We start from the raw sequence: 23,015 nt of genomic DNA on the forward strand, positions 1-23,015 counted from the left end.
GCTCTGCATGCCACTACAACCACGACGGTATTGAGCTGTCGCAAAAATCAAGCACCGGAAGGCGTGCCATGAGCAGGATGATCGTGCGGCGTAAGCCTGCGACAGCAAAATGCGGCATCGAAGCAGGCGAGGTCCTTGGCCGCCGCCTCATGCGTTTTGCCCACCAGTCTTTGGCGCTGCTGCTGAGCGGCCTGCTGATATTCCAGCCGATGATCGCCAACGCCCAATCGATCTCGGCAAGCACGACGGCCCCTGTCGCCAACCAGCCGAGTGTCGGAGCGGCTCCGAACGGCGTGCCGCTGGTCGACATCGTCACCCCAAACGCGGCTGGACTGTCGCACAACAAATACGACAATTTCAACGTCGGGACCCAGGGCGCGATTCTCAACAATTTCAAGGGCGAGCAAGGAACATCGAACCTCGGCGGGGTCACGCCGGGCAATCCGAACCTCAATGCCTCGAACCCGGCCTCGGTGATCCTCAACGAAGTCACCAGCGGCAACCGCTCGGCCCTGAATGGCCCGACGGAAGTGTTCGGGACCAAAGCGGACGTCATAGTAGCGAATCCTAACGGAATCACCTGCAACGGCTGCGGCTTCATCAACACGCCGCATGCCACCCTGACCACCGGCGTTCCCACCATCGGCGCCGACGGCAGCCTGACAGGGTTTACCGTCAATGGCGGCGATGTGACCTTCGAGGGCGCCGGCGGCAACTTTGCGGCCAGCCCCGGTTCTGTCGATCTCTTCGACGTCGTCTCCCGCAGCATTCACGTCAACGGCCCGGTTTATGGCAAGACGCTGCGCCTGACGGCCGGAGCGAACAAATATGACTATGCGACGGGCGAGGCGACGGCACTGACCTCCGTCTCCGGCACGCCGGAATATGCCATCGACGGCACGGCGCTCGGCGCCATGCAGGCCGACCGCATCAAGATCGTCGTCACCGAGAAGGGCGCCGGCGTCAACATGAGCGGCGACATGGCCGCCAATGCTGGAGACCTGACGCTGTCGGCGGACGGCAAGATCTCGATCGGCAATGTGTCGGGCAGCCAGGGCGTTTCCATCACCTCGAAGTCCAAGGTGACGGCGGCCAAGGTGACCTCGAAGGCAAAACTCGCCATTCAGGCTGATTCCGGCATCACGCTGCAGTCGGTCGCTGCCAACGACGATATCGCCTTGTCGAGCGGTGCCGGCCTGTTGAGTGTGACCGGCGACGTCAACAGCGCCACGAATGTGGCGATGACATCGGCGGGGGGCATCTCTGGTGCGAATGTCACGGCCGGTGGAACCGCGACGTTGTCGGCCTCGGCCGGCAATATCAGCCTCACGGGGGTTGCCAGCAGCAAGGGCGCGCTGTCGATTACCGCCACCTCCGGATCAATCTCGGCCGCATCGCTGTTGAGCTACAACAATATCGGCCTTGATGCCGGCCTCGATATTTCCGTTGTCGGCACGGTGTTCGCCCAGGGCAAGATTGCCGCCACCGGCCGCTCGATCTCGACCGGTGCCACCGTCTCCGGCCTCGACATCGCCGCAACGCAGGCGGATGCGGCCGGCAAAACCGTGCTGGCGAGCGCCGCTGACCTGCAACTGACGGCGACAGGCGGCGCGGTCAATGCCGCAAGCCTGCTGTCATCCGGCAACATCACGGTCGACGCGACGTCGCTGACGGCCCAGACCATCACGGGTCACGGCGCCATCACAATCAACGCCACCCGCGCGACGGCGGCAAACGGTCTCGTGAATGTCAGCGGCCAGATCCTTGGCGGCAGTGACATCGCCATCTCCGGGGCCGGCATTCAGGCAACGACGATCGCCTCCGGCGTCGACTTTACCGCCACCGATGCGGCCGGCGGCCATATCGCCCTTGGGAACGTCGGCGCGCTCGATCTGACCGCCGCCGCCGGCACGGTCGATGTCGGCACCTTGTTATCGGCCGGCGATCTTACCGCTCAAGCCGCGCTGCTGCAGGCCGACAATCTCACCAGCCACGGTAATGTCCACATCGATGCCGGCGTCGATGTCGCCAGCCAGCTGCTCGGTGCCGGCGCCATCACCATCAACGGCAATACCAATGGCGTCAGCGCCGATCTTCTAGCCTCCGGCGTCGACTTTGCCGCGACCAAGGCGGCCGGCGGCAATATCGTGCTGGCGAGTAGCGGCGATCTGACGATCGACGACAGCGCCGGCGCCGTCCAGATCGGGACGATCCTTGCAGCCGGCACGATCGATGCGGTCGGCCAGACGATCACCGCCGACACCGTTACCGGCCACAAGGATATCACCCTTGCCGGCGCCACGAGCACGGCGACAGGCAGCGGTCGCGTCGATGTCAGCGGCCAGGTCCTTGGTGGCGGCAATGTTAGCGTCTCCGGGTCCAGCATTGCGGCCGACGCCATTGTCTCCGGCGTCGATATCGCCGCCACCGACACCGCCGGCGGCACGATTGTCCTTGGCACAACGGCCGCCGGAACCGGCAATCTGACATTGACCGCCTCTGGTGCGCTCACTGCCGGGACGCTGCTGTCTTCAGGCGATCTTAATGCGAGCGCCGCGAGTATCACCGCCGACAATATCTCGGCCCATGGCGACATGACGCTTGGCGGCGCCATCAGCGTGAGCGATCAGATCCTTGGCGCCGGCAACGTCGCGATCACCGGCCAAAGCCTGGCGGCCCAGACCCTCGTCGCCGGCATCGACTTCGACGCTACCAATGCCGCCGGCGGCACGATCGTGCTCACATCCAGCGGCGATCTGACGGTTGCGGTCAGCGGCGCCATTACAGCCCCGACCACACAGGCCGCCGGCAATCTCAATGCCAGCGGCGCGACCATCACTGCGGATGCGATCACCGCCCACAAGGACATTACCCTTGCCGGTGCGACTAACGTAAGCGGCCAAGTCCTTGGCGGCAGCAACATCGATATCTCCGGTTCCAGCATCAAGGCTGGCGCCATCGTTTCCGGCGTTGATTTTGCCGCAACGGCTGCCGCCAACGGCGCCATCGTCCAAACGACAAGCGGTGATCTGACGCTGGCCTCGACCGGCAATATCGACGTTGGAACGCTGCTGTCGGCCGGCGATCTCAATGCGACGGGCACCACCGTCGCCGCGGATGCCGTCACGGCCCATGGCGACATGATGCTCGGCGGTGCGATCGACGTCAGCGGCCAGATCTTGGGCTCCGGCAATGTATCGATCTCCGGCCAGAGCCTGTCAGCGCAGACCCTGGTCGCCGGTATCGACTTCGACGCCACCAATGCCGCTAGCGGCACTATCGTCCTTGGCCAGACCGGCGATCTGACGGTGGCGGTCAGTGGTGCCGCGGCAGCGTCGACGATCCAGGCTGCTGGTGCTATCGACGTCAGTGCAGCCACTGTCACCGCCGACACGATCACCGGCCATAAGGACATCACACTTGCCGGCGCGACGACTGTTAATGGCCAAGTCCTTGGTAGCGGCGACATCACCGTCTCCGGCTCCAGCATCATCGCCAGCACCATCGTCTCCGGTGTCGACTTTGCCGCGACAGCTGCGTCTGGCGGCGGCATCGTGCTCGCCAGCAGTGGCGATCTGAGCCTCACCTCGACCGGGATCATCAATGCCGGCACGCTGCTCTCTGCCGGTAATCTCAATGCTGCTGGTTCGTCGATCGCGGCGGACAGCATCACCGCTCATGGCGACGTGACGCTTGGCGGCGCCATCAGTGTTACCGATCAGATCCTCGGTTCCGGCAATGTGCTGATCACCGGCCAGAGCCTGGCGGCTCAGACCCTTGTCGCCGGCATTGACTTCGACGCGACCGATGAGGCTGGCGGTAATATCGTCCTCGGCCAAACCGGCGACCTGACCATTTCGGTCAGCGGCACTGCCGCGGCTTCGACCATTGAGGCCGCCGGTGCGATCGACGTCACTGCAGCGTCCGTTACCGCCGATGCCATCACCGGCCACGGGGCCATCACGCTTGCCGGCACGACCACGATTAGTGGTCAAGTTCTCGGCGGCAACGACATCAGCATCTCCGGCTCCAGCATCAAGGCTGGCGCCGTCGTCTCCGGCGTTGACTTCGCCGCCACGTCTGCTGGCGGCGGCAATATCGTCCTTGCCAACGGCGGCGATCTGACCCTTGCTTCGACGGGGATCGTTGATGCCGGCACGCTGCTGTCGGCCGGCGATCTCAACGTGACGGGCACCAGTGTCAGCGCGGATTCCGTCACAGCCCATGGCGATATCATGCTCGGCGGCGCGATCGACGTCAGCGGCCAGATTCTGAGCTCTGGCAATCTATCGATCTCCGGCCAAAGCCTGTCAGCACAGACCCTTGCCGCCGGCATCGACTTCGACGCCACCAATGCTGCCGGCGGTGATATCGTTCTTGGCCAGACCGGCGATCTGACGGTCTCCGTTAGCGGCGCGGCTGTGGCGTCGACGATCCAGGCCGCCGGCGTCATCGATGTTAGCGGCGCCACCGTCACCGCCGACACGATCACCGGTCATCAGGACATCAGCCTTTCCGGTGCGACCAGGATTAACGGTCAAGCCCTGGGTGGCGGCGACGTCACCATCTCCGGCTCCAGCATCGAGACCGGCACCATCGTTTCCGGTGTCGACTTCGCTGCCACATCCGCCGGCGGCGGCAATATCGTCCTTGCCGGCAGTGGCAATCTGACACTGGCTTCGACCGGCAATATCGACGCCGGCACGCTGCTGTCGGCGGGGGATCTCAATGCCAGTGGCACGACCGTCACCGCCGATGCTGTCACGTCGCATGCTGATGTGATACTCGGGGGTGCGATCAGCGTCAGCGGCCAAATTCTCGGCTCCGGTAATGTCTCAATCACAGGCCAGAGCCTTTCCGCTCAGACCCTTGTCGCCGGTATCGACTTCGATGCCACCAATGCTGCCAATGGCACTATCGTCCTCGGCCAAACCGGCGACTTGACCGTTTCGGTCAGCGGCGCCGCCGCGGCGTCGACCATTCAGGCCGCCGGGGCAATCGACATCAGTGCAGCTTCCGTTACCTCTGACGCGATCACCGGACATAAGGACATCACCCTTTCCGGCGCCACTGCCGTTAGCGGCCAGGTCCTTGGCGGCGGCGCCATCGACATCTCCGGTTCCAGCATCACAGCGAGTGCGGTCGTTTCCGGCATCGACTTCGACGCAACGGTGGCCGCCGGTGGCAACATCGTCCTTGCCAGCAGTGGCGATCTGACGCTGACCTCGGCCGGCGACATCAATACGGGCACGTTGCTGTCGGCGGGCGATCTCAGTGCTGCCGGTTCGACCGTCACTGCCGATGCCATGACGGCGCATGGCGATGTGACGCTCGGCGGCGCCATCGTCGTCAATGGTCAGGTGCTCGGCTCCGGCAATGTGCTGATCACCGGCCAGAGCTTAAGTGCCCAAACCCTTGTCGCCGGCATCGACTTTGATGCCACCAATGCTGCCGGCGGCGATATCGTCCTTGGCCAGACCGGCGATCTGACGGTTGCGGTCAGCGGCAATGCTGCGGCATCGACCATGGAGGCTGCCGGCGCCATCGATGTCAGCGCGGCCACTCTCACTGCCGACGCGATCACCGGGCACCAGGACATCACGCTTGCCGGTGCGGCTACCGTAAATGGCCAAGTCCTCGGCGGCGGCGACATCACTATCTCCGGCTCGGGGATCACCGCCGGCGCCATCGTCTCCGGTGTCGATTTCGCAAGCACCGCGGCTGCCAGCGGCAATATCATCCAGACATCCAGCGGCGACGTCTCACTGACGTCGACGGGCGATCTTGCCATCGGCACGCTGTTGTCCGCCGGCGACCTCACCGCGCAAGCGCTCGACCTGACGGCGGGCAGCATCACCAGCCATGGTACCGTCGATCTGAAGGCCAGCGGCACGACGACCGGAACCGGTCGCGTCGATGTCAGCGGCCAAGTGCTGTCGGCCGGCAATCTCACCATCGACGGCAGCAGCCTCAGTGCCGGCCTTCTGGTGTCCGGCGTCGATTTTGCCGCGACCGATGCGGCCGGCGGCAATATCGTGCTCGGATCATCGGGCGCCATGAACCTCACCGTCTCCGGCGATGCCACAGCCGGCACCATCCTGTCTGCTGGCGACTTTGCTGCGACGGCTGCCGATCTTCAGGCCGGCAGCATCACCAGCCACGGTAAGGTCGGGATCAACGGCAACGTCGATGTCACCAGCCAGATCCTGGCAGCCGGTGATCTCACCATCAACGGCGGCAGCATCAGCGCGCCGGTGCTGATCTCCGGCATCGACTTTGCCGCCACCACCACAGCCGGCGGCAATATCGTGCTCGGATCATCGGGTGCCATGAACCTCACCGCGACAGGCGATATCGTCTCGCAAATCATGTTGTCGGCTGGCGACTTTACGGCACAGGCGGCCAATCTTCGGGCCGACGGCATCACCAGCCACGGTAAGGTCGGTATTCTCGGCAATGTCGATGTCAGCAACCAGGTGCTTGCCGCCGGCAACCTCACCATCAATGGCGGCAGCATCAGCGCCCCCACCCTGATCTCCGGCATCGATTTTGCCGCGACCAATGCCGCCGGCGGAAGTATCGTGCTGGCATCGTCCGGCGCCATGGATCTTTACGCCTCCGCCGGTCTTGCAACGTCGACCATGCTGTCGGCCGGCGATATCGACGCCAGCGCTGCCACCATTACAGCCGGCGCCGTCACCGCCCATGGCGATGTCACCCTTGCCGGCAGCAGCAGTGTCATTGTCACCGGCCAGCTTCTGAGCGCCGATGATGTCTCGCTCTCCGGCCAGGCCGTCCAGGTCGGTCAGGCCGTCACCGGCGTCGATTTTGCCTCTACCGCGCAATCGTCAAACGGCGCCATCGCTCTCGGATCTAGTGGCGATCTCGACATCGTTGCGACAAGCGTCACGGCCGGCACGTTGATCGTTGCCGGCAGTCTCGATGTGGCGGCCAGCGCCCTTACCGGCGGCAATATCACCAGCCACGGCACGGTGGCGATCGGCTCGTCCACCAGCCCCGGCGCGATTGCGATCAACGGCCAGCTTCTTGGCGCCAGCGACGTCTCGATCACCGGATCCAGCATCAGCGGCAATGTCATCGTCGCCGGCGTCGATTTTACCGCCACCAGCCAATCGGCAAGCGGCAATATCGTTCTCGGCAATGCGGGTGATCTGACGCTGCAGGCGACGTCCGGCGACATCTCTGTCAGCAGCCTGATGGCCGCCGGCAGCATCACCGCCAATGCGGCGGGCAATGTCAGCACCAATGCCGTTGCCCATGGCGACCTGACGGTAAATGCCGGCAATGCGATCACGCTTAGCGGCCAGTCGCTGGCCGCGCGCAACGCCAATCTTGCTGCCCGGTCGATGACAATCAACAGCCTGGTGTCCGGCGTCGACTTTGCCGCCACCAGTGCGGCCTCAGGCGGCAGCCTGATGCTGCAGCACACCGGCGCGATGACACTTGCCGCCTCCAGCGGCAGCATCAACGCCAATGTACTGCTCTCAGGCGGCAGTGTTGCCGCCACGGCAACGCAGAACATCGGCTATGCCAGCCTGCAGAGCCTTGGCAATGCCACGCTCACCGCACCCGGTTCCATCAGCTATACCAGCACCACCCGTGTCGGCGGCAATCTCACCCTCAACACCGGCGCCCTCGATCTTTCCGGCAGCCGGGGCAGCGCGATTGCCGGCGCCGGCACGCTGATCGTCAACGCATCCTCCGCCAACCTCTCCGGCAGCAATCTCGTCTTCGGCGGCCTGACACTCAATCTTTCCGGCAACGCCGACCTCTCCAATGCTGACGTCAGCGCCGTCACCAACGGTGGCGGCTCAGGCGACATCACCGTTTCCGCCGCAGGCCTTACCACGACGGCCGGCACCTCGCTGCTTGCCGCGCACGACCTGACGCTTAATCTGCCGTCGCTCGGTAATGGCGGTCAGCTCGCCGCCGGCAACGATCTCACCTTCAACGTATCAGGGGATTTCTACAACAGCCCCTCCGGCCTCGTCTTTGCCGGCAACAACGCCAACTTCTTCGTCGGCGGCGTGCTCACCAATGATCAAGGGGCTCTGCTGTCCGGTAATGGTCTTGCCATTGCAGGGCCAGGCGGTGGTCGCAATGGCGCCGTTGTCAACTCCGCCGGCCTCATTCAGTCCGGCGGCAGCATGTCGATCCTGACCAACGGTCTGACCAACACCACGACCTCCGGACCGGTGATCCAGCGCAATGTCCAGATCTCCAACACCATCCTCAGCGCTTATGATCTGATCACCGAGACCTACAAGTGCGAGACGCGGTGCGGCACCGGCTCGGGACAACATGAGCCGACCTATGCCTGGACGGAGACCGTCGACCATCTGGTGAGCCAGATCGTCTCGCAGGATCAACTGATCTCCGGCGCCGGCGCTTCGGCCAAGATCCGTGCCGGTGGTCCCTTGACCATCAATGCGATCAATCTGACCAACGCCTATAGCTCGATCGAGTCCGACAGCAACATGCTGCTGACCGTCGCCGGCACGCTGACCAACGACGGCACGACGCTGAACCGCACCATCACGACCACCTGCGACAGCTCCACCCCCTGCCAATATTATCCCGATGTCATCAAATCCGACACGACGCAGGGCGGTCCGGATTGCAGCGGCCCCAACAATCCCTGCATCGGCAGCAACGATCCGTCGCTCACCTATTCAAATAATCCCAACGGTCATCGTGACGCTTCCAAGGACCTTGCCGCCGGCTCCACGGTGAGCCTACAGGCGATCGGCGCGATCTCGGGCGTCATCGAGGCGCGGGGCGCGCTCGTCATCAATGGCGGCGGCACGGTCAACAACGTCGCCGCCAATGGCTCGATCAACGGCGGGGTGGCTATCGATGCTGCGGCGACGGCGAGCAATCCGCTCGGCGCCTTGAACAGCATGACGGCCGGCGGCGCCCTGTTCAACGTCAACGCTTCGCTCGCCAGCGTCGCCGCCAATGGGGGTGCCAGCCTCAGTAGCGGCCCGTCGCTTGCAAGCACTAGCACAACGATTGCCAGCGGTCCGACGGTCAATGGCAGCAGCCTGACTGCAGGCAGTACCTCGATCAGTAGCGGTAGCTTGACGGCGAATGGCAGCGCCTCAGTGGACGGGAACAGCGTGGCTGTCGCTAACGGCGTTTCGATTAGCGGCGGCAGCCTGACAGCGAATGGTAGCGCCTCGCTGAGCGGCAACGGCGTGACCGCCGCCGGCGGACCTTCGATCAATTCGACTGCCTTGACCACCGGTGGCGCCTCGGTCAATCCCAACAGCTTGATGGGCAAGCTCACCGCCGCCATCGGCAACAGCGGCAATCTTGCCCAGATGCTGCAGGTGAATGGCGCTCAGCTCGCTTCGCTTGCCAAGCCGCAAAGCGGCGGCGTCGGCGGCACGGTGCCGGGCCAGGTCTTCCTGTTCGAAACGCGGGCAGCCTTCCTCGACGTATCGAAGTTCTACGGCTCGGCCTATTTTATCGACCGGATCGGCTATACGCCGGAGACGCAGGTTCCCTTCCTCGGCGACGCCTATTTCGACAACCAGCTCATTGACGAGCAGTTGCGGCAACTGGTCGGCGATGGCCTCGGCGCCGGCTCCTTCATCCCCGGCAACAATGCCACCGATCAGATGAAGACGCTTCTCGACAATGGTGTCGCCTATGCCGAGGCCAACGGCCTTGCCCTCGGCCAGGCGCTGACGCCCGAGCAGGCGGCGTCGCTCACCCAGTCGATCGTCATCTACCAGACCGAGATCGTCGACGGTGCGCAGGTGCTGGTGCCGGTCGTCTATCTCTCGGCCGCCGACCGCGCCAAGGTCAACAACAGCGCCGCCGTCATTGCCGGCAACACGGTCAGCATCGATGCCGGCTCCGTCGACAATTCCGGCGCGATCGCTGCCGCCGACGGCATGACCATCAATGCCACCGACATCAAGGCCAATGGCGGCGTCTTCCTCGCCGGCGGCAACATGAACCTCAATGCCACCAACGGCATCACGCTGGCCGCCCAGACGATGAACATCGGCGGCCAGACCGTCGTTGCCGCCAATGGCGGGGTCACCGCCGGCGGCAATCTGAAGATGGATGCCGGTGCCGGCAGCCTGACGCTCACCGGCACCAAGGTCGCCGCCGGCGGCTCGGCGGAGCTTTCCGGCAAGACCGTGACGCTCGGCGCCATCAAGCAGGACAATGGCGGCACGCAGGCGCTCATCGGCACCACTGTGACGACCGGCGGCAATCTCTCTATCGCCGGCACGAACGGCGTCAACATTATCGCAAGTTCCGCCAAGGTCGGCGGCGACCTTTCCGTCCTCTCCTCGAACGGTTCGGTCAACATTATCTCCGCCGGCGTCGAGAACACCGTCCTCACTAAAGACCGGCTGAGCCTTGCCCAAGGCGGCACCATCACCACGACCGCCAGCCAGATGCAGCAGGGCTCGTCGCTGACCGCCGGCGGCGCCATGACCGTGTCCGGCAATCAGGGCGTCTTGATCGCCGGCTCGACGCTCGATGCCAAGGGCAATCTCGGCATCGTCTCGACGAACGGCAACATCGCGATCACGGCGACTGAAGATCAGACCACCAGCCAGTCGAAAACGATCGCCGGTGTAGCCACCGGCTACAAGGGCGGCAGCGCGTCCTCGACCTCGGTCACCAGCAATGGCTCTTCGATCACCTCCGAGAACGGCAGCGTCACGGTAGAGGCCGACAAGGGAGCGATCAGCGTCATTGGCTCCGATATCGCCGCCAAGGGTGGCACGGCCAATCTCACCGCCAAGGGTGACATCACCATTGGTGAAGCAACCGATAGTGCTTCTTCCACCAGCAAGTCCGGAAACACCAAGAGCAGCGAGGCGACGACCACGGCTGAGGGCTCGTCGATCTCCGGTCAGACCGGCGTCACCATCGCCTCCACCAGTGGCAACATCACCATCTCGGCCTCCGACGTCACTGCTGGCGATGCCGCCCATACAGCGGATGCCAAGATCAGTGCCGCCGGCAACATCGTCATCGCCTCCGGCAAGGACACCGACGAGACCACCTCCGACAGCAAGTCGAGTGGCTTCCTCTCTTCGAAGAAAACCCACACGCACACCTACGACGAGGATGCCGTCGGTTCCTCCATCTCCGCATCCGGCAATGTTAACGTCGCGGCTGGTGGCGAGACTGTCATCTCCGGATCGAGCGTCACTGCCGGCAACGATCTCAGCCTCTCCGGCTCGACCATCACCGTCATGGCAGCCGAGGAGGAGCACGAGAGCGACAAGCAAACCAAGAAGTCCGGCATCGGTGTGGGATCGGGCGGTGGGTTCATCTCGATCTATGGATCGAAGGATTCGAAGAACAGCCTGAGCGAGACCGACAATATCGGCTCGACGCTGTCGTCGGGTGGCACGACGACGATCAAGTCGACGCAAGGCGACGTCAACATCTTCGGATCCTCGTCGCATTCCGGGGACGGCACGCTGGTCTCGTCGGAGCGTGACGTCAACATCGCACCGGGCGCGGAGGAGCAGTCGTCCTCCAGCCAGACCAAGCGCTCCGGCTTCGGCATCAACTTCTCTGTCGGCAGCGGCAGCGTCTCGGTCGGCATCGGTGTCGGCACCTCGGAAGAGAAGCGTTCGAAGGACGCCAATATCAATGCGGTGAGCTCGCTCGATAGTGATGGCGGCATCACCATTGCTGCCAACCGCAACATCAACGACCAATCCGGCCAGATCGCCGCCAACGGAGCGGTCGATCTAATTGCCGGCGACAGCGTCAACATGCTGTCAAGCAACGACGTCACCAACGCCTCCGAGATGCAGAAGAAGAGTTTTGCGGGTGTGAGCCTGACGGTAGAGTCGTCGCTGATCAGTGCGGCTCAGTCCGGAGTACAAGCAGCCAGCCTGCTTTCGGGGGATAATGGTATCTACGGGATCGCGCCCGCGGTCCTGGCCGGTGTCAAGGGTTATCAGGCGATTACGTCGACCATGGCCGCCATAGATGCCAAGCCGAATCCAGAGACTGGCCTCAAGCCGGCCGTCGCCGGGATTTCGCTCACGGCTGGCTATAGCTTTAGCGAAAGTTCGTCGGAATCGACGACCTCCGTCCCGGTTCCGCCCACGATCCGCGGCAGTTCAGTCACCATCGTGGCCGAGTCCGGCGATGTCGTCGGCCGCGGCGTCCAAATCAGCGCCGGTGTCGGCAAAGACGGTCAGGCTACGACGGCCTCCGATGACCCCAACAACGGCAATGTGCTGATCTCGGCGGCAGGCAATGTTGATCTCGAGAGCGTGCAGGCGACCAGTGACAGCAAGAGCAGCAGCAAGGCCGGTGCGGTCAGCGTTGGCATTGCCGCGAGCATCGACGCCAATCGCAACATCTTCAACGCTGGCCCGACCGCGAACGGAAGCTACAGCTCCGGCAAGGAGACAGCCGGCTCGCTCACCCAGGTCAATTCGAATGTCAACGGCACGAACTCGGTCACGGTCGTTTCCGGCGACACGCTGACGCTTGCCGGCGCTGTGCTGTCCGGTAATACGGTCAATGCCAGCGCTACCAATGGCATCGTCATCGAGAGCCGCCAGGACATCGCATCCTATGACGAAAAGACGAAGAGCGCCCAGCTCGGCATCAGTTCCGGCGGCATCAGCGGCGGCTATAACCAGGGCACGATCACTGGCGACTATGCCAATGTATCCCAGCAGAGTGGCATCTTTGCGGGGTCCGGTGGTTATCACGTCAACACCGACGGCTCCATCGATCTCATCGGCGGATTCATCGGCTCGAGCGCCGATCCCAAGAACAACGATCTAACGGCGAACCAGATCCTCTATTCCAACATCGACAACTCGATGTCGGCCTCCTCGAGCAGCTACGGCTTCAGCCTTATAGGAGCTGGCATCCCTATCCCGGTCGTGGCTCAGCCGGCCAAGCAGGATGATCACGGCGAGACGCTGGCGACGATCACGCCCGGAAACTGGACCCTGGCGAACCAGCAGCAGGATCTGTCTGCGCTTAACACCGACGCCTCTAAGGCCAGCAGCACTGTCGATCCCTTCGATATTGATAAGCTGAAAGCCCAGCAACAGAGCGCCGCCGCCCTGTCGCAGCTCGCCAACATGGCGATTGGATCACTTGCCAAACAGATGCAATGGGACGAAGGCAGTCCTGAAAAGATTGCTCTGCATGCCGCCGCTGCCGCGGTCATTGCACAATTAGCGGGCGGCGATCCGGGCCAGGCGGCTGCCGCTGCGGCCGTGGAGGAACTTACCAACGGCATACTCCAACAGGTTCTGAAGGCGAATCCTAATCTCACTGACGATCAAAAGACAGCTATTGGCGAATGGGCCGCCGCCTTTGTCGGCGCCGCCATAGGAGGCACGGGAGGCGCCGCCGCAAGTCTTGACACTTACAAATATAACTTCCTCTCGCATGATGACGCGGAAAAGAAAGCCGCGATGCAGCGAAAACTTGATGCGTGCAATGACAATCCCAAAAGTTGCAAAGCTAGCGACGTCCAAGACCTAGAAAATGGCATTGCCGACCTGGAGGCGAAGGACGCACGGACCAACAAGGAAGCTCTGGCCGCGTGCACGAGCGGAAGCCCGTTCGATTGCTATAGTTATCTCGCCAAACTTGAAGCGATTCGGGTGGGTTTCCAGCAACATGCGCTGGATCCAAGCGATCCCGATTATGCGGCTGTCAAGGCCCAGTTTTTTGCTGACGGCAGTCTAGTCGCCGTACTCCATGCTATCGTTGAGTATCGTGACAATGCAGATCTTGCTCAAGCGATGGCGCCGCTTGATCTTGGATCAGTCACCGGAGCTGGTGCAGCTATTGCTGTGTACGGGGCTATGGCTGGCTCCGGCGCCGTCAGCTCGCTGATCGCGACATGCGGGAAGGTCGCCGCCTGCTACGGCATATACATGACGTTTGCTCTCCAGGAGATCCAAGCCGGTTTACCTGAGCTCGGAGGATCAGGCGTCAGCGGCGGTCAGCTAGTTTGGCCCGGCACCCTGACCGCAGCTAAAACTGTGGTGGCCGGCAGCGGCAATGACATCAAGCTTGGTGTAGAAATTGGTTCCGGAGCGTATAAGACCGTCTACGGGGTATTGGGAGACACATCGAAAGTTGTCGCGATCTCAAAAACGGGCTCTGTCGATGAATTAATTGCCGAGGTCTCGTACTTAAATCAGCTTGGCGATGCTGGTCTGCCCGTTGTCAAGAACTACGGCATTGTGAGCGCCGATGGTCAACCTGCTATTCTGATGGACAATATGGCGGACGCCATAACTGTTAAGCCGGCATTTAACGATCCTGCCGAAGAAGCGAGTGCTTTCTCCCGGCTGGGCGCTAACAGTATTCCCGATTTGGAGGCAATCCAGAATTATTTAGCAAGCAACACCATTAAAGATTTCCAAGTCATGGTAACAACCGATGGACGCGTCTTGCTCAACGATCCGATGGAACTAACCGCCACAGCAACAAAGAATGACTTCGTTACCCAATTGGTGAAAGACATGCTCAACGCCGCGAAAGCGGCGAAATGAGGAAGACGAGGAATGATGGTCAAAATATTGAGACGCCGGCGCGCCGGGTACCTGCTGCCTTCGGAGAGTTCTGAAATTTTTAACAAGATGATCGGCCAGGTAGTCACAAATTTCAAAGTTGGAACGCGTCGTCTCTCGGATGCAGATATCGAGAACGACAGACAGGGACGTAAGGAGTGGGGCTTCTCTGATTCCTATTTGGGACAGCCCTACTTTCTAACCTACAGAAGTGGCACGACGGTTGTTATCTACGAAGATGACTTTCTTGGGTCAGTAGTAATTCGTGAGGTCGCATGCGACCTGGACAACGCGAGTTTTTTTGACATTCTCGAGGAGCAGGACAGGACGGGAATCAGAACGAAAATCAGACGCGCGCTTCCTACGCCTATAGAAGCATCGGTGGCCGGAAATTCGATATCTGCCATCACGGCATATAAGCTTCCGGAAAATTTCTATTCTATGAACACCACAATGAGCATAGTTTGCGAGTGCGTCGTGGAGATGAAGCTTTCTAATGGAGGCCAGCTACTATTTGCCTGCCAGATCGCTGAGAAGGAAAAACCGGGCGTTGGAACTGATTGTATTAGACTTGAGAGTTGGGACAATTTGGACCCCGAGGGAGTGAAGAGCCTCAAGCGCATATGGCCTGCTCAATCCAACTTGGGGCCAGGACAAGAGTAGTTCGAAATACTGCATTACTCGATGACAGAGCTGCGAAAGCATCCTTTCCGGGATAAAACGCCATAGCCCTGGCAGCCGTGCTCCTCGGCTCGGCCGCTTCGACAATTGAGCAATAAATTAGGCCATGAGGTTCAAGCGCCGCGGCGGGCTCGCCTGATCCAGATGATAAACAGGGGCCGATGCAGTGCTTCCGGACTAGGCGCGGACCGTGCCGGTGCCAAGCGCCTAAATCAGTATCCGCTCGATCTCGTCCAGGCTGACATCGTCGTCACGGCGGTCGTAAGCTGCGTCGTACGGGTCGAGGAGTGATTGGCGATGTTGGCAGCCTTCTCCAGTTGCAGTTTGGCCAGCGCCTCGCGGTCTTCCGGTTTCACATAGCCACGGTTGATTTGCAGCGTGCCGCCATGGTCGATAGCAATAATACATCCGGCCAGTGCTATCTCCTGCCGCTCGTAGCTGCGGGCGGCATTTGGGATATCCCCTATCCGTTGTTGGATATCCGCCAGCTTGGTTTCCTCTGCCTCAATGGCAGGGTTACCTTCTTCATAACCCTCAAGCTGCTCCTGCAATGCGTCGCAGGTTTCGGCCAGTGCAGACAGTTCGGTTTCTTCCTCGTCCGTCAACGCACGAGTCTGCGGATAAATCCGCCCGTAACCGCTGTTGTACAAGGACGATGTTTCCAGCGACGTCTCAACCCAAGCCCACCCTTCGGATTTCACCGCTTCCGCCGCCTGTTCCAACTCAGCCATGGCAAGCTGCATCAGCAAGGCCCTGTCGATCAGGAAGGTGCTGCTGTCCTCGCGGGTGATGTTGCCGCCTGCGACTTCGTAAGCCTCGAGTCCCACGAAACAGGCCAGTCGGTCGGTACTGCGCACGTGTTCCTGTGTCAGCAGGGAGCGCAGGCTACGCGGGTCGCGGTTCCATGACGGCGCCTCGAACCAGACCCGTTCCTGCTCCTCATGGCTGTCGCTCAACGCCAGCGCACGCGCCTGCTCAATGGTCATATCTTCGGTGCGCAACTCGTCCAGCACCTTGGGCGAGAGGTTGGCGAGTTTGAGCCGCTGGCGCACGGTGATGACCGATCGCCCAAACCGCGAGGCGATGAGGTCTGGTGCCATTCCGTCCTCGGCGAGCTGCCGGTAGCTCAGAATTTCATCCATCATGTGCATGGCTTCACGCTGCACGTTCTCGGCCAGCGACAGTTCGTTGTCGTTGTCATCGCGCACGCTACAGGGGATTTCAGCATCCCCGGCCAGCCGTCCTTCTTTGACCAGCAGGTTCAGGGCGGCAAGACGGCGCGAATCAGCCACGACTTCATACTTGCCCTTCTTCACCTTGCGGACGGTCAGGTTCTGGATGAGGCCATGGGCCTCGATGCTGTCGGCCAGTTCCGACACGCCGACGCCAGCGTTGACGCGGCGCACGTTGGCCTTGCTCGGCACCAGACGTGACAGGGCGATGGGTTCGATGGTGGCACGGATGCTGACCGGCTCGATGATGGTTTCATTAGTCATGGCGATCGTGTCCATGTCGTCTTCCCTTCCTTGATTGTTCAAATCGAACACGGAGCAGAACCGCGTTCTGCTTCCCGGGGCCGCGCGAGCGGTGGGGATGGAAGGGGACAACAGTCTTCGCGGGGAACCGGCTGCGAAGCCCCTTGGCCCACTATGGCGGCAAAAGCTGCGGGAACCGCGCCAAAGCCTTGGCATGCTGGGAGACCATCTAGTGTAAAATAGTGTTAGTCACTAATTTTCACTATATGCTATAAGGGAAGAAAGGAGACGATGTCATGAAACCAACAGGACAGATGACCGTAAGCCTGACGGGTGAACTGGAGCAATTCGTTCGCGAACAGGTGCGTACCGGCGCGTTTGCGTCAAGCAGCGAGTATATCCGCAATCTGGTTCGGGAGCGCTATAACCAGCAGCGTGATCGCGCTGAAAGGCTGAAGGCGCTGGATGAAGCTTTTGCGCGAGGTATCGCCGACGCGGAAGCCGGGCGGACAATGCCTCTCGATGTGGCGTTCAAACGGCTTCGCGAGGAGCTTGGCCTTCCGGAACAAAGCAGCGGTCAATGAAGGTCAGAATAACTGATGCGGCATGGGAAAACATGCTGCACATTGGCCGTTGGATTAAACAGGACAATCCCGCTCGCGCGGAGACGTTTGTCAGGGAGCTTTACGACCGCTGTGAAGCTTTGGAACATATGCCGCGAGCCTTTCCGTTGTTGCCCGGCCGAGAAGACGCCGGTATCCGCCGGCGCCCCTATGGTGACTACCTTATTTTCTACCGGATCGCGGATGATGCCGTGGAAGTGCTGCATGTCCTCCATGGCGCCGTCGACTATGAAAGGCTGTTGTTCCCGGACGAATAGGCGTCAGATCCATCCCCGCGGTGAACATTGGAAAGCCAGCATGTGAGCAATCGCGATAACTTCTCGACCAAAGTCAAAAATGCCGTTGCAGCGCGTGCCGGCTGGCACTGCTCGATGGCGGGCTGCGGGAAAGGGACGATCGGCCCGAGCGAAGAGGCTCCTGACGCAGTGGCCAATACGGGCGAAGCCGCTCATATCTGCGCGGCCGCTCCCGGCGGCCGTCGTTATGATGCCTCAATGACCCCGGAGCAAAGGTCCGATATCAGCAACGCCATTTGGCTTTGCGCCGATCACGCGCGACTCATCGATCGCGATGAAGTGACATACACCGCGCCGGCGCTGAGGGACATGAAGCGCGAGCGCGAAAAGGCCGCCGCAATCGAGAACCTGGGCCGATCGGGAAGCACGCCGGTCGGCGGTTTGCTGGCCATCGGCCCCGCCGTGATCTGTACCGGCCACATCACCATGGTATCGGCGACGAGCTGGACTCTCGAGCTTCAGCATTTCCTTTTGGGCGACCAGCACGATCTGATTGCATTCATTGACGGATTTGACTGCGTCAGCGCTCAAGACAGATATATCCTCTCGAACGAATTCGGCGACGGCAGACAGCTTCTGCAGCCGCCGATCCTGACGCGGCATACCGGAAGCCTCGGTTTGGTGTGCCCGATAGCGGCAGGTGCGCAACGCATAGACGCGCAAGAACTTGGGACTTTGCTTGCGATCCATCCCGATACCAATGACATCTATGTTGATGCCAAAGGTCATCTTGCGCGGGTAGGAGGATTGGAAGCCTTGCCGCAGATCCTACAGTCCGTGCTCTCTATGCAGCGAGGCGAGAACGTGTTCCGCCCCAAAAGCGGGATGCCGTTCTTCGAGTATTTTGAGGAGTTTTCGGGATCAGTGTGGCTACCGGAACTGATGAAGATCGATGTGATCCGCCAGGCATCTATCCCGAAGGTCGATAAGGCGCTCAAAACGGAATTTACGCCGCTGCGATGTGTCGCACGCGTTCGGGGCCTGGAGGTGCTGGCGGAAACCCCAATCAATCACCGCCTGCCTGTGAGCCTTGATCTGAATATACAGGGGGTTGGCAGATGGCAGACGCAATTGTCGGTTTACATGCCCACGAAAGAACAGATGCTCGAACGAGCGAAGCTCGCCGAAGAGGTGCAGCGGAATATTGCGACGGCTGAAGCGTCGGGCCGCGTTCGCTAGGCTTCCGATCGACGGATACATACGGAATATCGAATTCATGAATGACGAAGGCATCAAAGCTCTCACCATCTCTCTGAATGCCGCAGCGGCGATGCAAAATGACGCGCCGTGGAAATTGATTATCCGCACGGCGGTGGGCGGCGCTTTTGCAACAGGATTTGTCAGAGATAGAGAGGAGTTGGTGGTGGTGTCGCATAGCGGGCAGAGTGTTTACGACTGCTTGTCTGGGGAACGGACATATCGGAACCGTGAGGACAACGGCTACGACTGGGACGCTCTGGAAGCCGTAAAGCTAAATGATCCTGATCACGCTGGGATACCAATGGCGGGTATTGATGGTGGCGGTTTGCGCACATCGACTGCGGATGGATGGACCATCGAGACGATTCAACTCCAGTGGCCTACCACATTTAGCATTTTGCAGCCCCCTGCGGCGTCGATTTTCTTCTTGGATCCAAAATGGCAAGGCTTCGGGAAAGATACCAGCTATCATCTCGTCATGAAATCGGAAGGGCTGCCCGTAGCATTCGGATTTTCGTGGTCAGGAAAAACGTTGATATGGATGGACAGCAGCGACCTTCATATTTGGTCGCGGAATGCCAGAGCTTGAGCGCCTCCTTTCTGCCTTTCTGCAGCACGCCGATACGGCCATTTCGATCACCAAGCAGCTATAGCGTCGGGCGGATTTTGTGAATCCGGCGGACTGGCGTCGGCCTCGCTGGCATCAGCGCGATCGATAAGGAAGCTGTCGATCAGGCGTTGACGAAGGCGGCCGAAACTGGTGCGGCCGGCAACATTAAAGATGTCACGGGTTACACTCTCATTGCGTTCGAGAACTTCGGCGGACATACTATTGCAGAGCACGTTGGCAAGACAGATGCCGATCTCTTGGCAAGACTTGCAAGCGACTTCTACCTGAAGATGGCTTCGGCCTTTTCCAGATATCGATACTGCTGCCAGTGCGGTGGCAAATACGATTTCCAGCACTGAAAATCAGGTCAAAATCTCCTCATGGATCGCCGGAAATGATCCAAACACGCTGAAAATAAGCTTCACGTCCTCATCAAACGTCGGCAATGTCATGCAGCCGGGTGCAAGTCAGTCGACACTTACCAAGATCACAACGGTTATTCTGACGAAAGATCCGTTGAGCAAGAACGGTTATACTGTTTTAACGTCATTTCCGGATTTGTAGCCTAGCTTTTCCGGACTATATGTGAGGTGAATGGAATTCTGAGCATGATATACGCAAACAGAAATCATCCTGCCACCCAGTTCTTTGGGGCCAATTTCTATCCATATTGGCGACGCGAGTATAATAGTTGCCAAGCGGCTATCGAGGACTTTGTGCGACGGGCTCGAACTCAGACGTTGGAAGCGGTGCTGGCTGTAATCGACCCGTACCTGGCAGGCGATAATTGTGAGGATTTTGATATACACGAGTTCGGTGGCAATTATCGTCCCGAAGGCGATGGCCTATCCAAACGCGAATTTCTGACCGCAATTAAGCGATCGATCCATCGAAAAATGGGTATAGTTGACGTAGATAGAAATCATCCCGCAATGCGGTTCTTCGGGGGCTATTTTCATCAAGATTGGAAATTGGTCTACGACAGCTACCTTGTGGAGTTGCCCCCAAAAGACCGGACATGCTCAGGTTTGAGATTGCGAGCTGATGAACTCGCGCGGCGATTGATATCCTAAAGCACTGTGCGGGTGAAGATTGTTGTAATGCTCGAACCAGAACGGCAGTTGAGCGATGACGGTTTCAGCGTCGGGGGTTGGATTCACCGAGACGTAGTCGCGCTTGAAGGTTTTGACGAACGCCTCGGCCATGCCGTTCGATTGCGGGCTTCGCACCGGTGTCGTGCAAGGTTCCATGCCGATGTCGCGGAGCAAGGATGCCGTGTCCCTGGCGATGAAGCAGGAGCCGTTGTCGGTGAGCCATTCGATGGGCTCGATAGCATGTTGATGCGGCCGAAGCGGTTCTCGACAGCGGTGATCACGAGGTCCTGCACGTCTTCGCTCTTGATGCCCTCGGTGGTGGCGACATGGGCGATTGCCTCGCGGTCGCAGCAGTCGAGGGCGAAGGCGACGCGCACCTTCTCCTTGTTGTCGCAGCCGATCTCGAAGCCGTCGGAGCACCATCTGATGTTTGAACGCTCGACGGCGACCCGGCCGTCGTGAAGGCGATCATTGACCGCTCCGGTATGACGCACCAGCAGCAGATTGTGCAGCTTCATCACCCGGTAGACACGCTTGGCATTGGGCCACGAACGCCCCAGTTTCCGGGCATTCCGACGCAGGATGGCATGGACACGCCGATAGCCGTAGGTAGGCGTATCGGCGATGACGGCCTTGATGTCCTCCAGCAGCTCACGATCAGGTAGTGGCGGGCGTCCTCTGGCTTTGGAAGGGAGCCTGCGGCGCGCGCGGCGATATTCGAGCGGGCGACACCCAAAGTTTCGCAGACGGTCTTCATTCCAAAATCCCCCTCGGAAGAGAGAGCGAGCGCAACAGATGTTTTTTGGGCCACCGGCGATTTCGAGGGCTTCCTTCAGGATTTCGCTCTCCATCGTCTTCTTGCCCAACAGGCGTTGCAACTCCTTCACCTGGGCCTGAAGCGCCCGGTATTCGGAAGCCGGAACGACCTCCTCCTCGGCGGCCGTCGCCGTCAGTGCCCCTTTGGGACGCCAGCTTGCGCCACGCAAACAACTGGTTCGGCTGGATACCGTGTCGACGCGCGACGATGCTCACCGTCGCGTCCGCCTCATAGGTTTCGTGGATGATCGCGAGCTTCTCTGCCGTGCTCCAACGCCGCCGACGTTCCGGCCCGGAGAGGACTTCCATCTTAAAATTGCTGCTAGTCATATTACCAACATTACTCCTACCCACTTAGCTAAGTGGTGGAGCATGTCCGGGCCTTTCGGGGGCTAATTCACCTTGACGCTATTGAGGACTTCGTAAAGCATGCGTCATCTCAGGAACTCCAAGCGGTCTTTGATGTAGTCGACCCATATCTTGCGAGTGGTAGTTGTGATTATTTCGATATCAGCCTGTTCGGAGGCAATTACCGTCTTGAAGACGACGGAATCTCCAAATCCGACTTTCTGAATGCGATTAAGCGATCTATTGAGCAGAAAAAGGCATCGCTTTTCAATATCTGAAGCGATGAAAAAGGACGTTGTCGCATGACTCGTCGACGGCCTGATGGCAAATGCGGCCTTCGCGCAATCGGCGGGCAAGTTTCATCGGGGGAATTCACAAATTTTCACCGTAGATGCGCCGCAAGGCGGCGGTCCAGTGGTCAACCAGGTTCAATACAGCCCAGCAAGCACGGCCTCCGAGCATGCCGGGCAATACTATAGGTTTAGCTATTCTGACGGAGCAACCTTTAAGGTTATTGACCCAGCTACATATAGGGTGACTGGGTGGCCGGAAACCAACACAACGTTTTATAACCAAGCTGGAAATAAAATATTTTATGATGCAGCCAGCAAAACTTGGAGCGCGCATTGACTTATAACCTTGATTGGTCCGCCCCTATTGAACCTGGAAGCTCAATGCTAGGTTTGCAGCTTGGCATGACGTTTGCTAACGTACAGGCCCTTTTCGAATTCGATAGTACATCAGAGCGTCGTGCAATCGGGATTTTGAACTCGCCTCGATTGATTGTCGATTCTGACAAAGAAGGGAGCATACTTCTTCGTGCTGCCGACATGGATAACGTCGTCTACGATTGGCAAAATGTCCTCGTGCGTTTGATCTTCGATCATGGGATACTAACGCTTATGATCGTGCAATTTAGCAAAGGTGACGAGGCGTACAGGTACCAAGGCAAAATATTTGGGAAGGTTGGCCTTGGATCCCAAGTGTCGGAAATGCTGGAATTTGCTCCGCTCGAATATGATGATGCCGAAGAGGTTTTCTATTCAAATGGTCTTAAAGGATTGGAATTCGGAGGATCAAATGCATGCGATTTGACAGCCAATCCTTCTCAAATAATTACTTCCATTAGAATTTTTTAGATGCGCTGAACGCCGCAGAGAGCGAAATCATGGCCAGACGGCCTAGTCGCGCAAACTGGCCAATGGACCGGCGCTCGGACCCATCCACCCGTGCAGCCAAATCAGATACCGTCGAAGCTGACCTGCCACTGAGAATTTCCTCCAGAATGGATTAGAGTCCGGCCCA

General features: G+C 60.0%; 10 protein-coding genes and 1 pseudogene. 8 read left to right on the forward strand and 3 right to left on the reverse strand.

Annotated elements, in window-relative coordinates; genetic code table 11:
* Positions 1-68 precede the first annotated feature (68 nt).
* Both QA648_RS22055 and QA648_RS22060 read left to right on the forward strand, forming a co-directional pair.
* Entirely contained in the window at positions 69-14,549 is a 14,481-nt protein-coding gene (locus QA648_RS22055; protein WP_283053681.1) for a hemagglutinin repeat-containing protein, read from the forward strand.
* Between the two features lie 12 nt (positions 14,550-14,561).
* Positions 14,562-15,230 (forward strand): hypothetical protein, encoded by a 669-nt coding sequence (locus QA648_RS22060; protein ID WP_283053682.1) that lies wholly within the window; start codon positions 14,562-14,564, stop codon positions 15,228-15,230.
* Positions 15,231-15,460: 230 nt separating this feature from the next.
* Here the strand turns inward: QA648_RS22060 and QA648_RS22065 are convergent, their stop codons facing one another.
* On the reverse strand, positions 15,461-16,759 hold the full coding sequence (locus QA648_RS22065; protein ID WP_283053683.1) for a ParB/RepB/Spo0J family partition protein: 1,299 nt from the start codon (positions 16,757-16,759) through the stop codon (positions 15,461-15,463).
* A gap of 260 nt (positions 16,760-17,019) precedes the next feature.
* Here QA648_RS22065 and QA648_RS22070 point away from each other — a divergent pair, with 260 nt between their 5' ends.
* The 4 genes from QA648_RS22070 to QA648_RS22085 are packed head-to-tail and all read left to right on the forward strand — an operon-like array spanning position 17,020 to position 19,431.
* Positions 17,020-17,307 (forward strand): type II toxin-antitoxin system ParD family antitoxin, encoded by a 288-nt coding sequence (locus QA648_RS22070; protein WP_283053684.1) that lies wholly within the window; start codon positions 17,020-17,022, stop codon positions 17,305-17,307.
* Positions 17,304-17,603, forward strand: coding sequence for a type II toxin-antitoxin system RelE/ParE family toxin (locus tag QA648_RS22075; RefSeq protein ID WP_283053685.1), 300 nt, complete (start codon positions 17,304-17,306; stop codon positions 17,601-17,603). The genes QA648_RS22070 and QA648_RS22075 overlap by 4 nt, the downstream gene beginning before the upstream one ends.
* 27 nt (positions 17,604-17,630) lie before the next feature.
* The gene (locus QA648_RS22080; RefSeq protein ID WP_283053686.1) at positions 17,631-18,821 is read left to right on the forward strand and encodes a hypothetical protein; all 1,191 of its coding nucleotides are present in this window, start codon (positions 17,631-17,633) and stop codon (positions 18,819-18,821) included.
* Between the two features lie 37 nt (positions 18,822-18,858).
* Complete coding sequence (locus QA648_RS22085; protein WP_283053687.1) at positions 18,859-19,431, forward strand: hypothetical protein; 573 nt, start codon at positions 18,859-18,861, stop codon at positions 19,429-19,431.
* A 47-nt stretch (positions 19,432-19,478) separates the two neighbouring features.
* Here the strand turns inward: QA648_RS22085 and QA648_RS22090 are convergent, their stop codons facing one another.
* Positions 19,479-19,808, reverse strand: a complete 330-nt coding sequence (locus tag QA648_RS22090) for a hypothetical protein (RefSeq protein ID WP_283053688.1) — start codon at positions 19,806-19,808, stop codon at positions 19,479-19,481.
* A gap of 666 nt (positions 19,809-20,474) precedes the next feature.
* Positions 20,475-21,692: pseudogene (locus tag QA648_RS22095) on the reverse strand (IS3 family transposase).
* A 339-nt stretch (positions 21,693-22,031) separates the two neighbouring features.
* Here QA648_RS22095 and QA648_RS22100 point away from each other — a divergent pair.
* Together QA648_RS22100 and QA648_RS22105 are read left to right on the forward strand one after the other, a co-directional pair.
* Positions 22,032-22,340, forward strand: a complete 309-nt coding sequence (locus QA648_RS22100) for a hypothetical protein (RefSeq protein ID WP_283053689.1) — start codon at positions 22,032-22,034, stop codon at positions 22,338-22,340.
* Positions 22,337-22,849 (forward strand): hypothetical protein, encoded by a 513-nt coding sequence (locus QA648_RS22105; protein WP_283053690.1) that lies wholly within the window; start codon positions 22,337-22,339, stop codon positions 22,847-22,849. The genes QA648_RS22100 and QA648_RS22105 overlap by 4 nt, the downstream gene beginning before the upstream one ends.
* Positions 22,850-23,015: the final 166 nt, after the last annotated feature.

Origin of the sequence: Rhizobium sp. CB3171 (assembly GCF_029714265.1) — a bacterium.
In the GTDB taxonomy this organism is placed as follows: Bacteria; Pseudomonadota; Alphaproteobacteria; order Rhizobiales; family Rhizobiaceae; genus Rhizobium.